Origin of the sequence: Janthinobacterium sp. KBS0711 (assembly GCF_000988085.1) — a bacterium.
GTDB classification, from domain to species: domain Bacteria; phylum Pseudomonadota; class Gammaproteobacteria; order Burkholderiales; family Burkholderiaceae_D; genus Janthinobacterium; species Janthinobacterium lividum_E.
In genome coordinates, this window is sequence record NZ_LBCO01000007.1 from 162164 (window position 1) to 185483 (window position 23320).

A 23320-nucleotide genomic window follows, 5' to 3' on the forward strand; every position below is an offset into this window, starting at 1 on the left:
GTCTAGAGTCAACAAGGACACTTCAACCGACTGCGTCCCCCATGGCCAAGCCCTTTCCCCTGAATCCCAAGAACCCCGAACGCATCTGCTGGGGCTGCGACAAGTATTGCCCGCCGGATGCCATGCGTTGTGGCAATGGTTCCGAGCGCACGCAACATCCGATCGAACTGTTTGGGGAAGGCTGGAATGACTGGGGGCTGGCGGCGGCCGACAAGGCCGACAAGGAGCAGGAGAATAAGCCGTGATGGCAACCCCCGCCACGCATTGACCCGCTACAATTCCTCATCGCATCCGCGCCGAGGAAATACCCATGCAAGAGATACTGTCCCGCTGGCTGGAAAGCAGCGCCGCCGATGTCCAATTGGTCGAACACCCGGTCGTGCACACGATCGCAGAAGCGCTCATCCATGTGCCAGCCATGCCTGGCCTGATGGTGAAGAATCTGTTCGTGCGCGATGAGAAGGGGCGCCGGCATTTTCTCGTCATCGTGCCTTTCGACAAGCGTGTCGACCTGGCGGCGCTGGGGCGCTTGCTGCCCGCCAGCAAACTGAGCATGGCCTCGCCCGAACGCCTGCTGCAGCACCTGGGCATTAAGCCCGGGTCCGTCAGCCTGTTTGCGCTGATCCACGACAGCGTGCAGGCGGTGGAACTGGTGCTGGACGAGGCCGTGTGGGATGCTGACTCAGTGCAAGCCCACCCGCTGCGCAACACGGCCACGGTGGCGCTGTCGCATGCCACTTTGCTCCGTTTTCTCGCGCATACGGGCCACGTGCCCCGCATTCTGGACGTGCCGGCGGCGAGTTGAAAGCACCGTTTCAATGCCCGGTCACGGGCGCGCCACCGCTGCGCCGTCCCGGCCGGAAACCGTGTTCGCGGGCCGACCAGGCGACAAGGAACCCCAGCAGCAGCAAGCTCACCATCGCCCATGGGAAAGCGTCCGCGCCCCAGGTTTCCAGCAGGGCGCCGCCCACCACGCCCGCGGCCGCAATCGCGCCATTCCACGCCACGACATTTATCGACAAGGCCACGTCGGCGCCGCTGCCGGCCGTGTCGGCCAGCGCCGTTTGCAGCAGGGTGGCCGCGCCACCAAAGCTCAGACCCCAGACGGCCATGCCCAGGTAGATCGCAAAGGGGATGTGCGACGCGACACCCAGCACGAGGGCTGTCGCGGCGAACACGGCCAGGCTGGCCAGCACGGTGGCGCGCAGGTGGCGCTCGACCAGCTTGCCCGTGATCCAGATGCCGGCCATGGCGGCGGCGCCGAAGACGAGCAGCACCAGGTCGATTCGCCGCGTCAATCCGGCCGGCGCGACGAACGGGGCGATGTAGGTGTAGAGAATGTTGTGCGCCAGCATCCAGGCGATGACGACGGCCAGCACGGGGCGCACGCCCGGCGTCGTGAAGACGCGGCGCAGGGGCAGGCGTTCATGGGCGGACTGGCCCGGGTAGTCGGGCACCTTCGCCAGCACCCAGGCGATCAGGATCAATGTCAGTGCAGAAATGATCCAGAACGCGGCGCGCCAGCCGACGAGCGAGCCGAGCAAGGTACCCAGCGGCACCCCCAGGGACAGGGCGACGGGGGCGCCCACCATGGCCAGCGCCAGGGCGCGGCCTTGCTGATGCGGCGCCACCATGCGACGCGCGTAGCCGGCGAGCAAGCTCCACGCCAGCCCGGCCGCCATGCCAGCAAAGAAGCGGGCCGCCAGGGTCAGCCAGTAGTGCGACGATAGGGCCGTGACGGTATTGAACATGAGAAAGCCGATGATGGTCAGCAGCAGCACGTTGCGACGGCGCCAGCCGCGCGTGGCGATGGTGAGCGGAATGGCCGCCAGCAGGGAGCCGAGCGCGTAGGCCGTGACCATTTGCCCGGCCAGCGCGGCGCTGACGCCGAGCCCCGCGCTGATCTGCGGTAGCAAGCCGGCGGGCAAGGTTTCCGTGACGATGCAGATAAAGCCCGTCATGGCCAGGGCCAGCAGGCCGGCAACGGGGAGGCGGTCGGCCAGCACTGGGCTCGCTCCGGTAGTGATAGTGGCGTGATTCACGGCAAACATCCTTGTAAAGTAATCGGGCGCAGGAACCCCACGACCGTTATAGCGGTATATATGTATCGATCGGTATAAATATAGGTGATGGCGCGCCGCGTTGTCAACGACTTCTGTATCGAGTAGTATGTAAGTAGCGTATAAGCAGATGAGAAGGAGCGATGGATGGCGCAAATGGGACGGCCGCGCACGTTCGACCGGCAGGCAGCGATGGAACAGGCCATGTTTTTATTCTGGCAACAGGGGTATGAATCGACGTCCTTGAGCCAGCTCAAGGCGAGCCTGGGCGGCGGCATTTCCGCGCCCAGCTTTTATGCGGCGTTCGGTTCGAAGGAAGCGCTGTTCCGCGAGGCGGCGCAATGCTATCTGGACACGTTTGCCCGCGTGACGGAATGCCTGTGGGACGATAGCCTGGCGCCGCGCGCGGCCATTGAGCAGGCCTTGCGCCAGTCGGCCAGCATGCAGTCCGAGCCGGGCCACCCGCCCGGCTGCATGGTGGCGCTCGGCTGCATGAGCGCGCCGACGGCCGAGCATGCGGCCGTGGCCGCACCGCTGACGGCTTCGCGCGCCCGCACGCGCGCCGGCTTCGTGCACTGCGTCAAGCGGGGCATGGCGAGCGGCGAATTACCAGCAGATACGGATGCAGTGGCGCTGGCGTCCGTCTTCGACAGCTTTTTATCGGGCGTGGCGATCCAGGCCCGCGATGGCGTTGGCTACGCCGTGTTTGGCTCTGCCATTACGCAGGTGATGCGCGTGTGGGATGCCAACCGCTTGACTGCCTAGACTGTAAAGCGAAACTCCAGCACGTCGTCGCCATACTTGTCCGTTTCGCCCGTCGCCGTCCAGCCCAGGTAGCGGTAAAAACCGTAGGAGCGCGAGGCGGGATCGCTGGAGCAGCCGAGGAACAGCCGTTGGTGGCCTTGTGCGCGCAACTCCGTCATCACCAATTCCAGCAAGGTCTTGCCTAACCCTAAGCCTTCGAATTCCGGTAGCAGGGCCAGGACGATGATTTCGCCCGTGTCGCGCTCGCCAAAGCAGTAGCCGACCAGCTGGCCGTCGTGATGGCAGACTTGGCCAGGCAGGCTGCCCGAATGCATCATTTCCGCCCAGGTGTCGGCCGTGATACCCACTTCCGCCAGGCGTTCCTCGGGGATGGCGTTTTGCCGCGTCTTGCCGCGCAATGCGATGAAGGCCGGGGTATCTTCCGCCTTGGCTGCATGGAAAGTAATCGATGCCGGGTGTGTCGTCATGTGTTGTTCGATGGTGTCGGATAGTGGATAAGATTATTCCCAGGATTTGCGCATGGTTTGCGCTTGGCGCTGCCAGTCAACTACATTTTTCTTTTCGATGGCCTGCTGGCCGGGATTGCCGCTATCGATGATTTCATCCTTGACGATGATCAAATCGTTTTTTTCATTCAAGCGATATTCCCGATAGCGCTCGCAATCCTGTTCGCGCCGGGCAATGGTGATTAACTTGTTCGCCTGCCATTGATAGCTGTCTTCATAAAAACATTGCGCCGCGCAGCCGCAATTGGGGATGCCGCCTTCGATTCCTTGACCGGTGATGCTGATATCCAGATTCGGAATGGCCGATAATGGCTTGTTGAAACGATATTGCTTCGCCGGCGCATCCCACAGCCACACATCGGAGCAGCGGATGCGCCCCTGGCTATCCGTGTAGCCGGTCACCCACAGGTCGGCGTGGCCGTCGAAATTCATGTCGACCAGCAGCGCGTGCAAATTGCCCGTGCCGCTGCTGCTGCAACTGCCATTGATCCACTGCTTGCCGACTTTCAGCTGGTAGGTCTGTTTTTCATCGTGATTCACATAACGAATATCGGCCGCTTGCCGTACTTTGCCTGTCGCGGATTTCTCCAGATGCAAGGTGCCGCAATAAGCCGTGGTGGAAATCAGGGATAAAAGCAGAGCAATCAGTTTCATGGCGATATTCTTGGGCGGGTATTGGGAAGCAATGCCCCGATTGCATCAGGCGGAGAGTGATCATACTGCATGATTCCGTTAATGCGCCACACCGTTTCCTATCGTGCATTCTGCGCGGAACAGTGCTGTGTACAATGCCAAAAAATCTCCGAACAAGGAATTCTGATGACATCCTCTCCCGAATCGTTGAATGAAGCGGGCATCCTCGCTTATAACGATAATAATCATGCCGAGGCGTTCAGGCAATTCGACGCGGCCGCGCGCACCGGCGATCCTGCCGGCCAGCATTTATTGGCCAGCCTGTATTACCAGGGACATGGCGTGACGCAAGACTTGGCGAAAGCGGTGGAATTGTTCACGGCCGCCGCGCAAGCGGGTTTTCCGCCATCGCTGGCCAACCTGGCCCTGATGTATGCGAGCGGTGATGGCGTCGCGCAAGATACGGCGCAAGCGCTCGCGTATGGCCGCCAGGCGGCCGAGGCGGGCGATGGCCAGTCGCAATTCAACCTGGCGCAGGCGTACCGCAAGGGCGATGGCGTACCGCAAGACTATGCCGAGGCGGCGTTCTGGTACAAGCAGGCGGCCGAGGCCGGTTCCCTGTCGGCGCAGAATGAATACGGCTTGCTGTACGCGCAAGGGCAGGGCGTGGAGCTCGATTACGTGCAGGCCTACGCGTGGATCGCCATGCCGGCCGAGGCGGGCAGTATGCAATCGATCAAGAACCGCGACCAGTTGCTGGAAATTCTGACGCCCTCACAGCAGCAGGCGGCGCGTGCGCTGGCGGCCGAGTATGCGGCGCAGTATGGCGTCAATCCCCACTAAAGTAACACCTAACAAAACCTACTGCGCGTCGTAATTTGCGGTCTGCGATGCTCACTGTACCTTCGTACAGTTGCGCTTCTCAACCACAACTTCCTTCCGCTCGCTACGGTTTTGTTAGGCGTTGTTATTGGGATTTCCCAGGCAGCTTGCTTAGCACACCTGCCGCATCGAGTTCATAGCTGTCGAAATCGCGTGCCAGGAACAGCTTGCCTGAATAGTGCAGCCGCGCTTCCTCTTCCAGTTCGGCCATGCCGTCCGCATTGTGATAGCGGGCGCTGAAGTGGGTGAGGATCAGGTTTGGCAAGCGGACCGCTTCGGCGAACTGCGCCACGCGCTGCACGGAACTGTGCGTGGGGCCGGGGCCCACTTTCTGCAGCATGGCTTCCGTGTAGGTGGCTTCATGTACGAGCAGTTGCGCGCCGGCACAGGCGTCCGCCAGCAACGACGGCGTGTCGTTGTCGCCGCCGATTACCACCGTGGCGCGCTGTGTTTCCGTCTGGCGGAAAGCGCCGGCCGCTAGTACCGTGCCATCGTCCAGGATCGCATCCTGGCCCGCCTGCAACAGGCCCCAGGCGGGGCCAGGCGGCACGCCGGCGGCCAGCAGGGCCGGTTTGTCCAGCTTCCATCTGCTCGTTTCCAGCGCAAAACGGTAGCCCACGCTGGGCGCCCGGTGCGACAGCGCGTGGCGCTCGATGGTCAAACCCGCAGCCTCATGCACGACTGGCGCGTTGTCCACGTCGATGTGGATCAGCGGGTACGTCAGGAACAGTTCCGTGTGCAGCAAGGTTGCGTCGATCCAGGCCTTGATGGCGGCCGGGGCGATCAGCAGCAAGGGCTTCTTGCGCCCCGTCATCGAGGCGCTGGCCAGCAGGCCCGGCAGCCCATAGCTGTGGTCGCCATGCACGTGGGTGATGCAGATGCCCACCAGGTCGTGCACGGACAGGGGGATACGCTGCAGCCGGTGCTGCGTCGCTTCGCCGCAATCGATCATCCACCAGTCGCGGTTGTGCGTGGTTTGCAGGGCCAGCGACGTGACGTTGCGGTGGCGTGTGGGCACGCCGGAAGACGTGCCGAGAAAAGTCAGTTTGAACATGGGCGCATTATGCGGCAGGGCGGCGGATTTGTGCAGTATCAAGGAAACTTGCCTGCGTCGTGTAGTCGACAAAGCCGTCGCGGCGGCAAAAGCTGGCCAGCTGCATGCCGGCCTGGCGTGCGATGCGGATGGCCAGCGAAGTGGGCGCCGAGATGGTGGCGACGAGCCCGATATGCATGCGCGCCGACTTGCGCACCAGTTCATAGCTGGCGCGGCTGGACAGGAAGACGAAGCCGTCGTGCATGGCGATGCGGTGCAGCGCCAGGTAGCCGATCAGTTTATCAAGGCCGTTATGCCGACCCACATCCTCGAACACTTTCACGATGGCGCCCTCGGCCGTGCACCAGGCGGCCGCGTGCACGCCGCCCGTCTTGTGCATCAGTTCCTGGTACGGCAGCAGTTCGCGCGCAGCGCGCTCGAGAATGGCGCTGCTGGCGACCAGCGGCGGCAGGGGACGCGTGATCTTTTCCGGCACCAGGTCCAGCAAGGCCAGGCTTTCGATGCCGCACACGCCGCAGCCCGTACGCCCCGTCAGCGCGCGGCGGCGGGCTTTGAGCTTGATCAAATCAGGCTGCGCGATGGTCAGCCGCACTTCCGCGCTGTCCGCGCCGCAGCATACGTCGAGGTCGTAGATGTCGCGCACGCTGCCGACGATGCCTTCCGTCAAGGTAAAGCCGACGGCGAATTCCTCGAGGTCGCGCGGCGTGGCCATCATCACCGCGTGGGCGATGCCGTTGTAGACGAGGGCCACGGGATACTCCTCGGCCACCAGGTCGTGGCCCGCCGTGGCCACACCGGCCTGGTGGCGCACCATGGGAACTTCCAGGAAACCGTCGCGTTCGGTGGTAGTGGTATCAAAGTCCATGCTGTTCTCCCGTTAATTGATTTGATAGCACGGGCAGGGCCGTATCGAGGGCGGCAGCGGGTCGCCATTCAATTCCAGCAGCGAGCGTTCCGTTTCGCGCGTCATGGCGTTGAGGGCCAGGCAATTGGGCGCCAGGCCGAACGGTTCGGCGATCTGCTGCGCGATGGCTTCCAGCGCGAACAGGGTATAGGCGACAAAGACGGAAATGAGGGGCGTGGCCACGCCGATGGCGTCCACCAGGCCCAGCGGCAGTAAAAAACAGTACATGTAGACGGTGCGGTGCACCAGCACGCCGTACGGATACGGAATCGGCGTGTTCTTGATGCGCTCGCAGCCGGCCACCGTGGCGGCCAGGTCGTTGAGCTGGGTGTCGAGCATCCACAGCAGCTGCATCTGGCCCGGCTGGCGCTGCACGGCCTCGTACAGCATGGCGCGCACCGAATGGAGCACGGCGACGGGCTTGAAGTTGACGCCCTGCAAGCGCTGCATGTCGTCGGCCGGCAGGTAGCGCGCCAGGTCTTCTTGCGGGTCCGTCTGGCGCAGCTGGTGCTTGAGCGCGTAGACGAAGGCGATCAGGCGGCGCAGCAGCAACTGGTGGTCCAGGCCGCTCGTCTGCTGCGGCAAATACGTGAGCGCCTGCGAAGCGAGGGCCCGCGCGGCGATCAGCAATTGCCCCCAGATATGCCGCGCCTCGACGAAGCGCGCATAGCTGGCATTGTTGCGAAAGCCGAGAAAGATCGCCAGGCTGATGCCGACCATGGGAAACGGCGCCGTATCGAGCGGAATCTTGACGCCGAAGATGCGGCCGTCCGTCAGCAAGGCCAGCGAACTGACGACCAGCATCAGCAGCAATTGCGGAATGATGGCTTGCAGCACCGAGCCGTTCCAGACGAACAGCATGCGGAACCAGTTGGTGGTAGGCCGAATGATCATATTGGATGCCGCTCAATGCTTGCGGGGCACGACTTTGCCCTCGAAGACGTAGTACTGGAACAGGTTGTAGCCGATCATGATCGGCAGCATGGAACCCATGCCGATCAGCATGAAGATCAACGTCGGCTCATCGGAGGCGGCCGCCGCGATGCTCAGCTTGCCAGGCACCAAGTCCGGGAAGAAGCTGATGGCCAGGCCCGCGAACGACGCCAGGAACAGCACGATGGCGCCGCGGAACGGTCCGCGCACGCCATTCACGTGCACGGCCCACAGGATGTAGATGAAGGCGCTGGCGGCGATGGCGGCCAGGGCCAGCAGCACGCCGAACACGCCCGGCTGCGCCCAGCGGTCGTGGCCGATGGCGCTGAAGACCATGGTGCCGGCCGACAGCACGATGGCGGCCGCGACCGTCGCAAGCACGCTGGCCGTGGCGTAGCGGCGCGCCGCCGCTTCCAGTTGGCCGCCCGTCTTCTTGATCAGATAAGTGCTGCCCAGCAGGCAATAACCAGCCACCACGCCCAGCGCCGTGCACGCCGTGAAGGTGCCGCTCAGCCAACCCGGCTGCAAGCCCGTGATGACCTCGCCCAGCACCACGCCCTGCGCCACGGCGGCCAAGAGGCTGCCCACGCCGAAGATCAGGTCCCACAGGCGCTTGTTGCCGGCCGCATGGCGGAACTCGATCGACGCGCCGCGCATGATCAGGCTGGCGATCAGCAGCATGATGGGAATGTACAGCCCTTCCAGCAGGGTGGCGTAGGCGCTGGGAAAGGCGCCGAACAGGGCGCCGCCCACCACCACGAGCCAGGTTTCATTGGCGTCCCACACGTGTTCGATCGACTGGAAGATCAGGTTGCGTTCCTGCTCGCGGCGCGTGAACAGGCTGAGGATGCCCACGCCCAGGTCGAAGCCGTCCGTGACCACGTAAAACACCAGCATCAGGCCGATCAGGCCGAACCAGGCGTTGCCCAGCATGGCATGCGAATTGATATCCATTACAAACTCCTTGATTGATGGGGGCGCATCTCAATACCCCGTGGCATGTGCGGCGTCCGGCAGGGGCAGCGCCAGGTCCGGGCCTTGTTGCAGCCATTTCTTGGCGAACACGAAGAACGTGAGGAACAGCACGATGTAAAACACGAAGAACATCAGCATGCTGCCGGCCACGGCATGGGCCGCCACGTCGGAAACGGCGTCGCGCGTGCGCAGCAGGCCGTACACGACCCACGGCTGGCGTCCCACCTCGCGCACGATCCAGCCGCACTCGACGGCGATGTAGGGCAGCGGTATCGTCAGCACCCAGGCCAGCAGCAGCTTGCGGTTGCGCACGAATTCCTGTGCCCGGCCGCCCACCTTGCGCCAGGCGACGAAGGTCCAGAACGCCAGCAGCACGAACCACATGCCGATGCCGGCCATGGCACGGAACGCGTAGTACAGCAGCGGCAGCATGGGCGGCTGGTCTGCGCGGGCGATGTCGGCCAGGCCCGTGATCTTGCCCGTGGCGCTATGCGTGGCGATCACGCTGAGCATGCCGGGCACTTCCAGCGACCAGTCGTTCTTCTGCTCGGCCTGGTTGGGCCAGGCCAGCAAGGACCAGGCCGCCCCCTCGCCATCGCGATTCGTGTGCCAGTGGCCTTCGATGGCCGCGCCCTTGGCGGGCTGGGTCTTGAAGACATCGACGCCGCTGGAGTCGCCGAGCCACACTTGCAACGGTGCGATGACCAGCAGCAGCATCAGCGCCAGCTTGAACGAGCGGGCGAAGAAGGCTGGCTCGCGGCGCTTGAACATATACCAGGCGGAAATGCCGGCAATGACGATCAAGCCCGTTTCCACGGCGGCCACCCACATGTGGCCCACGGCCCAGGCCATGTCGGGATTGAAGATGGCGGCCACGTAATCGGTGACGATGATCTTGCCATCAAGCACGCGCACGCCGGCCGGAGTCTGCATCCAGGAATTGGCGACCATGATCCAGAACGAGGAAATACTGGACCCCAGCGCCACCATGCCGGTGGCAAACAGGTGCACGCCCTTCGGTACGCGGCCCCAGCCGAACATCATGACGCCGATGAAACCCGCTTCCAGCATGAAGGCCATGGCGCCCTCGAAGCCGAGGATGTTGCCGATGAACTGGCCCGAATGGTGCGAGAACGGTGCCCAGTTGGTGCCGAACTGGAATTCCAGGGGAATCCCGCTGACGACGCCGACGGCGAAGTTCAGCACCAGCAGCTTGCTCCAGAAGCGCGCGTGGCGGTAGTAGACGGGGTCGCTGGTGCGCAGCCACAGCGCCTCGACGACGAACAGGAACAGCGACAGGCTGATCGTCAAGATGGGCCACAGGATGTGGAAGATGGCCGTCATCGCAAATTGCATGCGCGACAGATCCAGGGTATCGAAACCGAACATGGCGTTCTCCTGTTCAGCTGAGGGCGGCCGAAGGCGCCAGCAGCACGGGGATGGATTTGAAGGTCGGCGTGCGCGAGCCTTCGCCCACGCTGTCCAGCGGCACCAGCGGATTGGTTTCCGGGTAGTAGGCGCCGATGCAGCCGCGCGGAATGTCGTACTCGACCAGCAGGAAGCGGTCGGCGCGGCGTTCGATGCCGTCATGCCACACGCCGATCAGGTCGACCCAGTCGCCGGCCGCAAAGCCCAGCATGGCCAGGTCGTCCTTGTTGATGAAGACGACCCGGCGCTGGCCGAACACGCCGCGGTAGCGGTCGTCCATGGCGTAGATCGTCGTGTTGTACTGGTCGTGCGAACGCGTCGTCATCAGCACCATCAGGCGCTCGCCGTATTGCTGGCGAGCGCGGTGGATCGGTGTGTCGAGCTCGACGGCGTTGACGAGGAATTGCGCCTTGCCGCTTGCCGTCTTCCACACCCGTTCGCGCGAGGCGATTTTCAGGTGGAAACCGCCCGGCTTGGCTATGCGCAAGTTGTAGTCGAAAAAGTCGTCGAATACTTGCTCGATGGAGTCGCGCAGCAGCGCATAGTTGCCGGAATAGCGCAGCCAGTCGATCTTCTCGCTGCCCACGGTCGCCTGCGCCATGCCGGCCACGATGGCGATTTCCGAGCGCAGATTGGGCGAGGCGGGCTGGTTCATGCCGAACGAGATGTGCACCATGCTCATCGAGTCTTCCACCGTCACGCCTTGCGCCACGCCGCCCTGCACGTCGATTTCCGTGCGGCCCAGCGTAGGCAAGATCAGCGCATCCTTGCCGTGCACGAGGTGGCTGCGGTTGAGCTTGGTGGCGATGTGCACCGTCAGGTCGCACGAGCGCAGCGCGTCCCAGGTGCGCGGCGTGTCCGGTGTGGCCATCGAGAAATTGCCACCGAGCGCGACAAACACTTTCACTTTTTTCTCCAGCATGGCTTCGATGGTGCCGACGGCGTCGTAGCCGTGGTGGCGCGGCGGCTCGAAGTTGAAGACCAGGCCCAGGCGGTCGAGGAATTCCTTGGTCGGCTGTTCCTCGATGCCCATGGTGCGGTCGCCCTGCACGTTCGAGTGGCCGCGCACGGGACACAGGCCCGCGCCGCGCTTGCCGATATTGCCGCGCATCATCATCAAGTTCGACAGGATCTGCACCGTGGCCAGCGAATTCTTGTGCTGCGTCACGCCCATGCCCCAGGTCGCGATGACGGCCTTGCCTTTGATATAGATCTGCGTGAGTTCCTCGATCTTGTCGCGTGCGACGCCCGATTCGGCGATCAGCAAGTCCCAGCTTTCCGCGCGCAGGTCGGCGGCGAAGGCGTCGAAGCCGCTCGTGTGTTCGGCGATGAAGGCACAGTCGAGCACGCGCTCCTGGCCGTGGGCGACGGCGTTATCATCGAGCTCGACGACGCGCTTGGCCATGGCCTTGATCAGCGCGAAGTCGCCGCCCAGGGTGGGGCAGATGAACAGCGAGCAGATATTCGTGCTGCCGCCCGTCAGCATTTCCAGCGGATGCTGCGGGCTGGTGAAGCGTTCCAGGCCCCGTTCGTGCAGCGGGTTGATGGAGACGATGGTGGCGCCGCGGCGCGACGCTTCGCGCAATTCACCGAGCATGCGCGGGTGGTTGGTGGCGGGGTTCTGGCCGAACAGCAGCAGGGTATCCGCATGCTCGAAGTCGTCCAGCAGCACCGTGCCCTTGCCGATGCCCACCGTTTCCGGCAAGCCGCGGCTCGTCGCTTCGTGGCACAGATTGGAACAGTCGGGGAAGTTGTTGGTGCCATAGGCGCGCACGAACAGCTGGTACAGGAAAGCTGCCTCGTTGCTGGCGCGGCCCGACGTGTAGAAGGCGGCCTGGTTCGGGTCGTCCAGCGCGTGCAAATGGTGCGCCACCAGGGCGAACGCATCGTCCCAGGCTATCGCCTGGTATTTGTCGCTGGCCGCGTCGTAGACCATGGGGTCCGTCAAGCGGCCATGTTGTTCCAGATCATAGTCCGACTGCTCCATCAGTTCCGTGACCGTGTGTTCCTGGAAAAACTCGGGACGCACGCGCTTGCTCGTCGATTCGGCGGCCACGGCCTTGACGCCGTTTTCGCAGAATTCGAAGGTCGACGCGTGTTCGCGGTCGGGCCAGGCGCAGCCGGGACAGTCGAAACCGTCGGGCTGGTTTTGCTCGAACAGCGAACGGTAATTGCCCGCGCTGACTTTCTCCTTGAACAGGTTGATGGCCACATACTTGAGGGCTCCCCAACCGGCCGCGGCATGGGTGTAGGGCGCGATGCGCGCGTCGGACTTTGGCTTGCTCATGATGACTCTCCTGGTGATATGCGATGGGACAATCACATGGTAGGGGCGGCGGACTGTCCCGTAGGCGCACAGTTCCGGACAAAAAAACAGAGTACAGATGGCAAGATGACGATGCCGGTCGCGCCGGCGCCGGCGCTGATTTATGATGTGGACAAGGAGAAAAAAACATGCATAAGGAAGACAAGGAAGACGGCATCGACGCGGCATTGATAGCGCTGCTGGGGCTGCTGTGGGAGGCGCGCCAGGAGGCGTCCGATAAACCGTGGTCGCTGGCCAAGCTGGCCAAGCGGGCAGGGGTACAGATGAGTACATTGCTGCGCCAGCTCAATGCGCTGTCCAGCGCGCAACTGGTGAGCGTGACGACGGCGGAGAGCGGCGGCGGCAGTGCATCCTTGAGCGCGGCGGGCGCCGAGCTGTGCGCCAGCATGTTCGCGCCGCCGCCGGCACAGTAAAACCGCATCTGTACTCTATCGCCCGGCACCGGACTGTACCTCCTTGCGACCTGCCTTCGGGCTTATGCTGGACCCTGACGAATGCACATCAAGGGGGAAGCACAATGAACACCATCCTGTATCCGCAGCCGGCGCTCCGGCAGCCAGACCATATCGCGCCCTGCGTGGACATGCTGGGCCGCCCCCTGACGGACTTGCGCATTTCCGTCATTGACCAGTGCAACTTCCGCTGCACCTATTGCATGCCGGCCGAGCTGTACCCCAGCGATTACCCGTTTCTGCCATCGAGCGAGCGCCTGTCCTTCGATCAGATCGAAACGATGGCGCGCGCCTTCGTGCGCCTCGGCGTCGACAAGATCCGCATCACGGGCGGCGAGCCGCTGCTGCGCAAGAATCTGGAACAGCTGATCGAGCGCCTGGCGCGGCTCACCACGCCGGATGGGCGCGCCGTGAGCATCGCGCTGACGACGAATGGCAGCTTGCTGGCGGCCAAGGCGCGTTCGCTGAAGGAGGCGGGCCTGGACCGCGTCACCGTCAGCCTCGACAGTCTGGATAACGGCATCTTCCAGCGCATGAATGGTGTCGACTTTCCCGTCGAGAAAGTGCTGCACGGCATAGAGGTAGCGCAAGCCGTCGGTTTGAACCCCGTGAAGGTCAACATGGTCGTGCAGAAAGGTGTCAACGATAGCCAGATCGTGCCGCTGGCGCGCCATTTCCGCCACACGGGCGTGATCCTGCGCCTGATCGAATTCATGGACGTGGGCGGCATCGGCGCCTGGTCGCGCACGCACGTCGTCACGTCGGACGCGGCGCGCGCGCTGATCGCGGCAGAATTTCCTCTCGTGTCGCTGGGCGAAGGCAAGCCGATTTCGCACGAGACGGCCAGCCGTTATGGTTACCTCGATGGCGGCGGCGAAGTGGGTTTCATTTCCAGCGTGTCGCAGCCGTTCTGCGGCGACTGCAGCAGGGTGCGCGTCTCGTCGGACGGCAAGCTGTTTACCTGCCTGTTCGCCCACGACGGCCTCGACCTGCGGCCCCAGCTGGATTCCGAGCAAGGCCTGGAAACCGTGCTGCGCCAGCACTGGCAACGCCGTGGCGACCGCTACTCGGAAGTGCGCGGCGCGCTGGCCCAGGTGGGCGGGCGCAAGCAGTATCCCACCGTGCGCATGTCGCTGGTGGGCGGATAACTGGTTTGCAACGCCTAGCAAAACCGTAGCGAGCGGAAGTAAGTTGTGGTTGAGAAGCGCAACTGTACGAAGGTACAGTGAGCATCGCAGACCGCAAATTACGACGCGCAGTAGGTTTTGATCGGTGTTATTACAAGAATTCGGTGATGAGTTTACCGAGCAGAATGATCGCTTGCTCGACGTCCACGCTCCACGGATAGCTGTAGTTGAGGCGGATGCAATGCCTGTAGGCCTGGCTGACGGAAAACATGCGCCCCGGCCCCACCGTGATCTTGCATTCCAGCGCGCGCCGGTACAGCTGCATGGAGTCCACGTTGCCGGGCAACTCCACCCACAGCACGTAGCCGCCTTGCGGTTGCGAGACTTTGGTGCCAGCAGGAAAGAAGCGCAGCACGGCGGCGGCCATGATGCGCGCCTGCTGGGCATAGGCCTTGCGGGTGCGGCGCAGATGCTGTTCGTAGCCATCGTTCTGCAGGTATTCGGCGATGGCCAGCTGCGGGAACGACGACGTGGTGAGCGTGTTGAGGAATTTGAGTTCCTCCACCTTGCTGCGGTAGCGTCCGGCCAAGGCCCAGCCCACGCGCTGCGCGGCGCTGAGGCTCTTGGAAAACGAGGAGCAGTGCAGCACCAGGCCCTTGCGGTCGTAGGACTTGAGCGAGGACGGGTGGGCGTCGCCGTAATACAGTTCGTTGTAGACGCCGTTTTCGATGGCGGGCACGTCGTGCTGCTCCAGCAGCTGGACCAGGGCGCGCTTGCGCTGGTCCGACATCTGGAAGCCCAGCGGATTCTGGAAGTTCGGCATCACCATGACGGCGGCGATCGGTTGCCGGGCCATGATGTCGGCCAGCGCTTCGATGCGGATGCCGTCATACGGATCGGTGGACACTTCCACCACCTTCATGCCCAGCCGTTCGACGGCCAGCAGCATGGCATAGAAGGTGGGCGATTCGACGGCGATGGTGTCGCCCGGTTTGGCCACGGCTTGCAGGCACAGATTGATGGCTTCCGTGGCGCCCACGGTGACGATGATTTCGTCGGGATCGACGGCCAGGCCGTTCTCCAGGTAGCGGCGGGCGATTTCGCGTATCAGTTGCGGGTTGCCCGGCGGCAGGTCGTCCGTCACGCTCCAGTCGCGGTTGCGGCGCGCCACGGCGCTCGCGTACTGGTTGATGCGTTCCCACGGAAACAGCGCGGGATCGGGGTAGGGCGAGCCCAGCGGGATGGCGTCGTGCAAGCCGATCGAGCGCAGGGTCGACAGCACCAGGCGGCTGACGTGCACTTCGGCCGGTACGGTACTCGGCTGGGAGGCCTGCATGCACAGGTCGGCCGGTTGCGCATCGCCGTCGGCGCGGGGCCGCACGAAGTAGCCGGACTGGGGCCTACTTTCGATCACGCCCATGCTTTCCAGCTTGACGTAGGCGCGCAGCACCGTGGTGATGCTCAGCTTGTGCTGCTGGCTGGTCTGGCGCACGGACGGGATGCGTTCCCCGGGCAAGAGCACGCCTTGGGCGACCAGTTGCTCGATGTCGCCGACGAGCTTTTCATACAATTTCATTGGTATCCATTCTTGATTCTTGCTCTACGTCATTGCATTATCGTTCAATTCATGAACACCTATAGTTACAAATATCGCATGTTGCCTAAATGAAACTGCCAACCTGCACTTCTGGTTTAATATCCATAGAGAAAACTAAAAAAGGAACATCTGTCATGGCAATTCCACAAAGCATGCTGTCTGTCGTCGCGCGCGACGAAGTGCATTTGCAGTTCAATGTGAAGGCCGGCGTCGATATGCGGCAGTTGTTCAAGCTGCTGGGCAAACTGTGGGAATCCGGGGTCACGGGCATCCTGGATCCCACCCTGAACCGTCACCACCAGTTGACGGGCGGTACGGCCAATGTGGTGCTGGGATTCAAGCCCGAGCTGTGGCGCGCGACCTGTCCCGGCTGCGTGCCGGACAACATGGCATCGTTCGCGCAGGACCTCGTGGGCGCCAACGGCAAGACGGCGCCGGCCACCCAGCACGATTTCTGGGTCTGGATCACGCAGTCGAATGCGGCCACCCTGTACGACAGCATGCGCACGACGCTCACCTTGCTGAGCCCTTACGCCGAGCTGGCCAGCGAGCAGGTGTGTTTTCCGTATCACAATAACGTGACCTTCGACGGCTTTGCCGACGGCGTCGCCAACCCGAATCCGTTCCGCGCGAATGGCGTGGCCATCATTCCCGATGGCGAGGCGGGTGCGGGCGGCTCCACCGTGCTGCTGCAGAAATGGCGCATGGACGTGGAGCGCCTGCGCGCCTTGCCCGTGCACGCGGCGGAGCAGGTGTGGGGCCGCACCAAGGCCGGCAGCCATGAATTGTCGCCGTTGCCCGTCGATTCCCACGTGGGCCGCAACCAGTTCATCCGCGACGGCGAGGAAGTCGACATCGTGCGCCGCAATGCCAATTACGCCAATGCGACCGAGGCGGGCGTCATGTTTGTCGGTTTCTGCAAGGACATCACGGTGACAATGGGCATGCTGCGGCAAATGTACGGCGTAGGCTATGATGGCGTCACTCAGACGGACAGGCTGCTGGATTTTTCCACGGCGCTGTCGTCGGCGATCTATTTCGTGCCCAGCATCGACGCCTTGCTGGCCGTGGGTATTTCGCCGGCGGATCCCGGCTAAGGGCCGCCCCGGCGGTCCCTATTTTTACTTAACTAGGAGTTTTCCATGCGTATTCGTCCCGCCACATTGCTGTCCGCCCTGATCTTCGGCAGCGTCGTCTTCAGCGCTTCCGCTTCCGCCGTCGGCCTGGGTTTCCTGGCCGATACGCCGATGGCTTACCTGAACAAGAACGACAAGCCCGTCTTCGTCAAGGCCGTCACCGACGTGCTCAATGACAAGAAGGATGGCGAAACCGTGCAATGGAGCAATGAAGGCTTGCGCAATTCCGTGCGCATCGCCGCTGAAATCACGGCCAGCGACACGGAAAAGACGGATGCGCAAACCTGCCGCAAGGTGCAGGTGGGCTTGAGCGCCAAGGGCCAGGAACAGACGCTTAAGCTGAAAGTCTGCAAGGCCGGCACGGCCGCGTGGAAAGTGGCGAAGAGCTGATCGCCCGTGCTTTCCCTTGCCGGTCCTGCGCCGGCAAGGTGACGACTTTCTCATAGCTAAGTCTGGCAGCGGTTAGAATCACGCTTTACCCTCACTTTTGTCACCTGCATGCAGCAAAGTCGCCTCCTGTTCTTCCGCCTGGCCGGCCAGTTTCGCCGCTATGGCGCCATCGTTGCCGCCACCTTGCTGGCCGTCGGCGTGGCGTCCGCCACCGATGTGTTGTTAATCCGCCAGTTGCAAAACGTCGTCGACGCCATGCGCACGACGGCCAGCACGCAGGTCGCGCCCGTGTCCGGCGTGATGGGCATGCTGCAGGGCTGGGTCGACCGTTTCTTGCCGGCACAGGCAGGGCAGGTGGACTTGTGGGTGATTCCCGCCACCATCCTGGGCCTGGCCGTGCTGCGCATGGTGTCCAGTTTTGCCGGCGATTACGGTTCCGTCTGGCTATCGAGCCGCGTGCAGGCCGATTTGCGCGAAAAGATGTTCGCCACCATCATGCGCCTGCCCAGCCGCTTTTTCGATACCACCACCACCAGCCTGACGCAGTCGCGCGTGGCCTTCGACGCCAGCCAGGTGTCGCAGGCGGGCTTGAACGTGCTCAACGTGATGGTGCGCGATTCCGTCGCCACCGTCGGCTACCTGATCCTGCTGTTCAGCATCGACGTGAAACTGGCCCTGTTCTGCATGGCCTCGATGCCCATCGTCGCCATCGTCGTGACCCTGGCGGGCCGGCGCATGCGCCACCTGAGCAAGAGTTCGCAGCAAGCGGTGGGCGAACTGACGTCCGTGCTGGACGAAAGCATCGGCGGCCAGCGCGTGGTGAAAATCTTCGGCGGGCAAGACTATGAACAGGCGCGCTTCGTCGACGTCGTCAAGCGCAACCGCCAGCTGGCCGTCAAGCATGCGGCTACCTCGGCCATGAATTCCGGCTTCATCATGATGCTCGTCGGTATCACCTTGTCGTCCGTGATTTATTTTGCCATGCTGCGCGCGCAAAGCGGCGCCATCACGCCGGGCGCCTTCGTTGCCTTCATGGGCGCGCTGATGGCCATGCAGTCGCCGATCAAGAATTTAACGAAGATCAATGAGCCGCTGCAGCGGGGCCTGGCGGCGGCCGAATCCGTCTTCGGCCTGATCGACACGCCGCTGGAACCGGACCCGGGCACCATCGCCCCGGCCACCGTGCAGGGCAATCTGTCCCTGCAGAACGTGCACTTCCGCTACAACAGCGACGATCCCGATGCGCCCACGGCCTTGAGCGATATCACGCTCGACATCCGCGTCGGCGAAACGGTGGCCCTGGTGGGCGGCTCGGGCGGCGGCAAGACGACCTTGCTGGGCTTGCTGCCGCGCTTCTATGACGTCAGCGGCGGCCGGATCCTGCTCGACGGCGTCGACGTGCGCGACTACGCCTTGCTGGCCCTGCGGCGCCAGTTCGCCCTCGTCAGCCAGGATGTGATCCTGTTCAACGACACGATGGCGGCGAATATCGCGTATGGCGACCCGGCCCCGGACATGGCCCGCATCGAAGCGTCGGCGCGCGCCGCCTACGCCCACGATTTCATCATGCAGCTGCCGCAAGGCTATGCGACCCAGGCGGGCCAGAACGGCTCGCGCCTGTCGGGCGGACAACGCCAGCGCCTGGCCATCGCGCGCGCGCTGTACAAGGATGCGCCGATCCTGCTGCTCGATGAAGCGACCAGCGCGCTGGACACGGAGTCGGAGCGCTCCGTGCAGGCGGCGCTGGAAGTGCTGATGCGCAACCGCACCACCATCGTCATCGCCCACAGATTATCCACCATCGAAAGCGCCGACCGCATCGTCGTCATGCAGGGCGGCCGCCTGGTCGAGTCAGGCAGCCATGCCGCCTTGCTGCAGCAGGGCGGCGCGTATGCACGGCTGCATGCGAGCCAGCTGTCGCCCGTCAAGGATGGCGCGGGCTAAGGCCAGGCGCCGCCGCATGCGCCCACGCCGGGGCCGGACCAGCAGGTCCGGCCTTTTTTTATGGTGGCGCGGCAATCGTGCCCACGGCGCGCGGCGCTTGCCTTTATGATGCTGGCCGTAAGGCAACATGAACAATGGAGCAACATGACGAATCAACAGGCGAAGCGCTGGCTGCTGGCCGCCGCACTGGGCATGAGCGCGGCCATGCCGCTGGCGGCGCAGGAAGCGGAGCCGCTACGGCAGACGGCGCAGGCAATGGACGAGAGCAAGGACCACACCATGTATCTGGATGAAAATTTCATGCCCAGCAATCAGCGCCGCGCCGTGTATGCGCTGCGCACGCCGCCGGAGCGCGACGAGGCGCTGGGCGCCTGGCATGTGCGGCTCGAATTTCCCGACACGCCCGGCGTGCTGGCCTTTGAAACCTATGCTACCGACCTGGACCTGAGCCAGATCAAATTCGTGCGTTTTCGCAAGTACTACTACGAAAATGGCCAGCTGTTACGGGAAACCTACTTCAATGCCCAGGGCGAGGAGCTGCTGGGCGGCTGCGTGTACTTCGAGAATGGCCAGGTCAAGCAGAAGGTCACGCCGTTGCCGAACGGGCGCGACAGCATCTCGGAAACGTATCACGAGAACGGCCAGCTGATGAGCCGCACGCTGTACCACGGCGACGAGATGGCCGATGGCGAGCAAGTGTCGTATGGGGCGAACGGGGCCGTCAGCAACCGCTCGTATCGCCGCAATGGCCAGATGGATGGCGTGGAGGAATCGTTTTATCCGGATGGCAAGCTGCACCGCAAGGGGCAGTACATCGATGGCCAGCGCGAGGGCGAGTTTGTCATGTATGCCGAGGATGGCAAGGTGCTGGCCAGGACCGTCTGGGTGCACGGCCAGCCCGATGGCTGGTCGTTTGAAAGCCATGGCAATGGCGTCGTCTCGAACAAGACACTGTACCGGAAAGGCACCGTGCTCAGCTTGCAAACGTGGGGGCCGAATGGCCAGCCCAAGTTTGCGTGGCAGAAAGACGCGCAGGGGCGCGACCATGGCGACACGACCGACTGGCATGCCAACGGCGTGCGCGCCAGCGTGACCCCGTTTGTCGAAGGCCAGCGCCACGGCTTGCTGCAGACCTGGTACAGCGATGGCAGCCTGCGGCAGATCGTGCCGTATGAGCACGGCAAGAAGCACGGCATCGAGCGCCAGTGGGACAAGGCCGGCAAACTGGTGCTGGAACAGGCTTGGCGTGATGACCAGCCGGTGACAGGCAGTTAGTTCCGCGCCGCCATTGCAGGTATCATGTATGTATTCCGGCCCGCCAGCAGGCGCGAAGCCGGCGGGATAACTGGAGGCAATGGTGGCGGAAGCGGAAGTATCGGCGATAGCCAGGGCGCAGGGCATGGCCTTGCAAAACATGCGCGTTGTCATGCGCGCGGCGCAGCGGCACTCGGCGCAGATCGAGAAGCAGTGCGGCGTGTCGGGCGCGCAATTGTGGGTGATGCAGGAATTGCTGGAGCGGCCGGGCCTGCGCATGGGCGAGCTGGCCGGCAAGATGTCGATCCATCAGACGACGGCCAGCAACCTGGTCGACGCGCTGGTGAAAAAATCCTATGTGCGCAAGGCGCGCGACCAGCCCGACCAGCGCGTGGTGACATTGACCCTGACGCTGGAAGGCCAGGCCGTGATCGCCGGCGCGCCGCAGCCGGCGCGCGGCTTGCTGCCCAGCGCCCTGAGCCAGCTGGACGCCGCCAGCCTGGCGCGCCTGAACCAGGGCTTGAGCGCCTTGCTGGCCGTCATCGCTCCCGATGACAGGCAGGCCGGCATGCAGCCGTTTCCGTTTACGATGTAGTGTCGCGACTGGCCTGCGGCAGCCGTTGCAACTGCAGCTGCGCCAGCGCCCCGTACAGCGGTTCGCTCAGGACGCGCGAGACCGTGCTGGCCACGACGGCGCAGGCCATCAGGCTCAGCACCATGCCGTGGCCGTCGACCATTTCCATGACAATGATAAACGCCGTCAGCGGCGCCTGCGTGGCTGCGGCCAGGAAACCCACCATGCCCAGCGCGATCAGGGCCGGTGCGTGCGGGTAGTGCAGCAGCACGGCGATATCGTGGCCGATACCGGCGCCGATGGCCAGGGACGGCGCGAAAATGCCGGCCGGCACGCCCGACCAGACGGTCAGCCACGTGGCCACGTATTTGAAGGCGACAAAGGCGGGCGCCACGTCGGACGAGCCTTCCAGCATGGCGCGCGTGGCCACGGTGCCGCTGCCGAACGTGGCGCCGTGGCTGGCGATGCCGATGGCCGCCACCAGCAGGCCACACACGGCGGCGAACAGCACGGGCCGGCCTTTCCGCCAGGCGGACAATTTCCCCAGCGGATTGCCCCGGGCGGAGGCCAGCAGCAGCCGCGCAAACAAGCCGCCCGCCACGCCCGCGACCAGGGTCACGAGCAAGCCCGGCAAGGCCAACGCCAGGCCGATAGGGCCAGGATGGATGATGCCGAAGTGGGTGGCGTTGCCGTGGATCGACACGGCCATCATGCCGGCCAGCACGATGCCTGCGACGATGAGGCCGCTGTTGCGCTGTTCCGGCGAGCGCGACAGTTCCTCGATGGCAAACATGACGCCGGCCAGCGGCGTGTTGAAGGCGGCCGCGATGCCGGCCGCGCCGCCCGCCACGAGCAGCGAATGGGCGCTGACCTGCGAGTGACGGGGCAGCCAGCGGCGCGCGGACAGCATCACGCCGGCGGCGATCTGCACGGACGGCCCTTCGCGCCCCAGCGACAATCCGCCCAGCAAGCCGCCCGCCGTCAGGACGATCTTCGCGGCACTGAGTTTCAATGAGACAAATAGCGAGCGCTGCTCGGGCGCCACGGCCGGATCCAGTGTCGCCATCACTTGCGGGATGCCGGAGCCGGCCGCACCCATCGCATAGCGGCGCGTCAGCCAGACGAGCAGGGCGGCGCAGGCCGGCGTCCACAGCAGGGCGAACCACCAGGCCTTGCCGTTAAAAAAGAGAAACAGGTCCAGCGCTTCCTCCGCCAGCCATGTAAATCCCACGACGACGAGCCCCGCGATAGCGGCCATGCCGACGACGACGGCGCGCGACCACCACAGGCGCGGGTTGGCAAATTCATGCTTGAAGGCAGAGGGAATATCGTGCAAATGCTTCATTGCGGCAAGTCCAGGAAGGGGCGCGCAGGGCGTCGGGGAGACTTGCCATTATATATGTGTATTTGTCCGAATGTATTTTATCGGCCTGATCCGTAGGCGGCTGGCAACAGAAGATCCGCTCCGGCCAGGAAATCGACGAGCGCCCGCACTTTCGGCGCCAGGTGCGGCCCGGATGGCCACAGCAGCCAGCAACTGTGGGCCGGATGGCCGGTGATTGCGTAGTCCCTCAGCACTTCGACCAGGCTGCCGTCATCGATGGCGGAGCGCACGTAAAAGTCGGGCAGCCAGGCGATACCCAGGCCTTTCCGCGCGAAGTGCAGCCGTGCCTCGACGTTGTTGCAGAGCATGGACAGTGGCAATTCCGGCACCGGCGCCTCGGCTTGCTGGCGCAGCTGCCACTGTTCCACCTTGCCGCTGTGGCGGAAGCGGTAGTGCAGGCAAGCATGTTGTTGCAGTTCAAGGGGATGGCTGGGCGTGCCGTGGCGCGCCAGGTAGGCGGAGGAGGCCACGAGGCAGGAGCGGAACTGGCCCAGCTTGCGGGCGGCCAGGCGCGAATCGCGCGGTGCGCCGATGCGGATGACGGCGTCGAAACCGTCGCCGACGACATCGGCCAGCGCGTCGGAAAAGTCCAGGTCGAGCTCGATGGCGGGGTGCTGCGCGGCAAAATCGGCCAGCGCGGGCAGGAACAGGCCACCCAGTTCCGGCAAGCCCAGGCGCAGGCGGCCGCGCGGCGCCAGCGTGCCCGCCAGCTCCTCCTGCGCCGCCTGCATTTCCGCCAGGATGCGTTCGCTGCGCGCGAGGAACAGCTTGCCTTCCGTCGTCAGGCTCAGCTGGCGCGTGCTGCGCTGGAACAGGCGTGCGCCCAGCCGCTGCTCGAGCCGGGCCAGGCTCTTGCTGACGGCCGAGGGCGAAATGCCGGCCTGGCGCGCGGCGGCGACAAAGCTGCCCGCCTGCGCCAGTTGCACGAACAGGGCCACGCCGGAGAGATTATCGATGTCTTGCATGATTCATGACAGTTTGGTCAGGTGTGAAACG

23 protein-coding genes are annotated in these 23320 nt (G+C 63.9%); 11 read left to right on the forward strand and 12 right to left on the reverse strand.

Features of this window, described 5'->3' with window-relative positions; all coding sequences use genetic code 11:
• Nucleotides 1-41 precede the first annotated feature (41 nt).
• Together VM94_RS04550 and VM94_RS04555 are read left to right on the forward strand one after the other, a co-directional pair.
• Nucleotides 42-245, forward strand: coding sequence for a DUF3079 domain-containing protein (locus VM94_RS04550; protein WP_034759072.1), 204 nt, complete (start codon nucleotides 42-44; stop codon nucleotides 243-245).
• A gap of 65 nt (nucleotides 246-310) precedes the next feature.
• On the forward strand, nucleotides 311-805 hold the full coding sequence (locus tag VM94_RS04555) for a prolyl-tRNA synthetase associated domain-containing protein (RefSeq protein WP_046682382.1): 495 nt from the start codon (nucleotides 311-313) through the stop codon (nucleotides 803-805).
• A 10-nt stretch (nucleotides 806-815) separates the two neighbouring features.
• On the opposite strand, the gene VM94_RS04560 is transcribed toward VM94_RS04555, so the two are convergent.
• Nucleotides 816-2051, reverse strand: a complete 1236-nt coding sequence (locus VM94_RS04560; protein ID WP_046682383.1) for an MFS transporter — start codon at nucleotides 2049-2051, stop codon at nucleotides 816-818.
• A 213-nt stretch (nucleotides 2052-2264) separates the two neighbouring features.
• Here VM94_RS04560 and VM94_RS04565 point away from each other — a divergent pair, with 213 nt between their 5' ends.
• Entirely contained in the window at nucleotides 2265-2825 is a 561-nt protein-coding gene (locus tag VM94_RS04565) for a TetR/AcrR family transcriptional regulator (RefSeq protein WP_235432824.1), read from the forward strand.
• Here VM94_RS04565 and VM94_RS04570 read toward each other — a convergent pair.
• Together VM94_RS04570 and VM94_RS04575 are read right to left on the reverse strand one after the other, a co-directional pair.
• Nucleotides 2822-3292, reverse strand: coding sequence for a GNAT family N-acetyltransferase (locus VM94_RS04570; protein WP_046682385.1), 471 nt, complete (start codon nucleotides 3290-3292; stop codon nucleotides 2822-2824). The two genes, VM94_RS04565 and VM94_RS04570, sit on opposite strands and share 4 nt — an antisense overlap.
• Before the next feature lie 33 nt (nucleotides 3293-3325).
• The gene (locus VM94_RS04575; protein WP_046682386.1) at nucleotides 3326-3985 is read right to left on the reverse strand and encodes an XAC2610-related protein; all 660 of its coding nucleotides are present in this window, start codon (nucleotides 3983-3985) and stop codon (nucleotides 3326-3328) included.
• A 165-nt stretch (nucleotides 3986-4150) separates the two neighbouring features.
• Between VM94_RS04575 and VM94_RS04580 the strand changes: the two genes are divergently transcribed.
• A complete protein-coding gene (locus tag VM94_RS04580) occupies nucleotides 4151-4807 on the forward strand; it encodes a tetratricopeptide repeat protein (protein ID WP_046682387.1) in 657 nt (218 codons plus the stop codon).
• Between the two features lie 124 nt (nucleotides 4808-4931).
• Here the strand turns inward: VM94_RS04580 and VM94_RS04585 are convergent, their stop codons facing one another.
• The 6 genes from VM94_RS04585 to VM94_RS04610 are packed head-to-tail and all read right to left on the reverse strand — an operon-like array spanning nucleotide 4932 to nucleotide 12427.
• A complete protein-coding gene (locus tag VM94_RS04585) occupies nucleotides 4932-5900 on the reverse strand; it encodes a ribonuclease Z (protein WP_046682524.1) in 969 nt (322 codons plus the stop codon).
• Between the two features lie 7 nt (nucleotides 5901-5907).
• The gene (fdhD, locus tag VM94_RS04590; protein ID WP_046682388.1) at nucleotides 5908-6765 is read right to left on the reverse strand and encodes a formate dehydrogenase accessory sulfurtransferase FdhD; all 858 of its coding nucleotides are present in this window, start codon (nucleotides 6763-6765) and stop codon (nucleotides 5908-5910) included.
• Between the two features lie 12 nt (nucleotides 6766-6777).
• Nucleotides 6778-7698: a bestrophin family protein gene (locus VM94_RS04595; protein ID WP_046682389.1), complete on the reverse strand. Its 921-nt coding sequence runs from the start codon at nucleotides 7696-7698 to the stop codon at nucleotides 6778-6780.
• Nucleotides 7699-7710: 12 nt separating this feature from the next.
• Nucleotides 7711-8691: a cytochrome d ubiquinol oxidase subunit II gene (locus VM94_RS04600; protein ID WP_046682390.1), complete on the reverse strand. Its 981-nt coding sequence runs from the start codon at nucleotides 8689-8691 to the stop codon at nucleotides 7711-7713.
• 30 nt (nucleotides 8692-8721) lie between these two features.
• Nucleotides 8722-10101 (reverse strand): cytochrome ubiquinol oxidase subunit I, encoded by a 1380-nt coding sequence (locus tag VM94_RS04605; protein ID WP_046682391.1) that lies wholly within the window; start codon nucleotides 10099-10101, stop codon nucleotides 8722-8724.
• Nucleotides 10102-10114: 13 nt separating this feature from the next.
• Entirely contained in the window at nucleotides 10115-12427 is a 2313-nt protein-coding gene (locus VM94_RS04610; protein WP_046682392.1) for an FdhF/YdeP family oxidoreductase, read from the reverse strand.
• A gap of 167 nt (nucleotides 12428-12594) precedes the next feature.
• Here VM94_RS04610 and VM94_RS04615 point away from each other — a divergent pair, with 167 nt between their 5' ends.
• Together VM94_RS04615 and moaA are read left to right on the forward strand one after the other, a co-directional pair.
• Nucleotides 12595-12879 (forward strand): transcriptional regulator, encoded by a 285-nt coding sequence (locus VM94_RS04615; protein WP_046682393.1) that lies wholly within the window; start codon nucleotides 12595-12597, stop codon nucleotides 12877-12879.
• 104 nt (nucleotides 12880-12983) lie between these two features.
• Nucleotides 12984-14066, forward strand: a complete 1083-nt coding sequence (moaA, locus tag VM94_RS04620; protein ID WP_046682394.1) for a GTP 3',8-cyclase MoaA — start codon at nucleotides 12984-12986, stop codon at nucleotides 14064-14066.
• Between the two features lie 130 nt (nucleotides 14067-14196).
• Here the strand turns inward: moaA and VM94_RS04625 are convergent, their stop codons facing one another.
• Nucleotides 14197-15621 carry an aminotransferase-like domain-containing protein gene (locus VM94_RS04625; RefSeq protein WP_046682395.1) on the reverse strand — a complete coding sequence of 475 codons (1425 nt, stop codon included), beginning with the start codon at nucleotides 15619-15621 and terminating at the stop codon, nucleotides 14197-14199.
• A 155-nt stretch (nucleotides 15622-15776) separates the two neighbouring features.
• On the opposite strand from VM94_RS04625, the gene VM94_RS04630 reads away from it, so the two are divergent.
• From VM94_RS04630 to VM94_RS04650, 5 genes are all read left to right on the forward strand, one after another.
• Nucleotides 15777-16739, forward strand: coding sequence for a Dyp-type peroxidase (locus tag VM94_RS04630; RefSeq protein WP_160309272.1), 963 nt, complete (start codon nucleotides 15777-15779; stop codon nucleotides 16737-16739).
• 45 nt (nucleotides 16740-16784) lie between these two features.
• A complete protein-coding gene (locus VM94_RS04635; protein WP_046682396.1) occupies nucleotides 16785-17168 on the forward strand; it encodes a hypothetical protein in 384 nt (127 codons plus the stop codon).
• Between the two features lie 108 nt (nucleotides 17169-17276).
• Nucleotides 17277-19112 carry a lipid A export permease/ATP-binding protein MsbA gene (gene msbA, locus VM94_RS04640; RefSeq protein WP_046682397.1) on the forward strand — a complete coding sequence of 612 codons (1836 nt, stop codon included), beginning with the start codon at nucleotides 17277-17279 and terminating at the stop codon, nucleotides 19110-19112.
• A gap of 144 nt (nucleotides 19113-19256) precedes the next feature.
• On the forward strand, nucleotides 19257-20387 hold the full coding sequence (locus VM94_RS04645) for a toxin-antitoxin system YwqK family antitoxin (RefSeq protein WP_046682398.1): 1131 nt from the start codon (nucleotides 19257-19259) through the stop codon (nucleotides 20385-20387).
• 124 nt (nucleotides 20388-20511) lie between these two features.
• A complete protein-coding gene (locus VM94_RS04650) occupies nucleotides 20512-20961 on the forward strand; it encodes a MarR family winged helix-turn-helix transcriptional regulator (RefSeq protein ID WP_235432825.1) in 450 nt (149 codons plus the stop codon).
• On the opposite strand, the gene VM94_RS04655 is transcribed toward VM94_RS04650, so the two are convergent.
• Both VM94_RS04655 and VM94_RS04660 read right to left on the reverse strand, forming a co-directional pair.
• Nucleotides 20951-22285: a chloride channel protein gene (locus VM94_RS04655; protein WP_046682399.1), complete on the reverse strand. Its 1335-nt coding sequence runs from the start codon at nucleotides 22283-22285 to the stop codon at nucleotides 20951-20953. The two genes, VM94_RS04650 and VM94_RS04655, sit on opposite strands and share 11 nt — an antisense overlap.
• Nucleotides 22286-22362: 77 nt before the next feature.
• Complete coding sequence (locus VM94_RS04660) at nucleotides 22363-23289, reverse strand: LysR family transcriptional regulator (RefSeq protein WP_313902969.1); 927 nt, start codon at nucleotides 23287-23289, stop codon at nucleotides 22363-22365.
• Nucleotides 23290-23320: the final 31 nt, after the last annotated feature.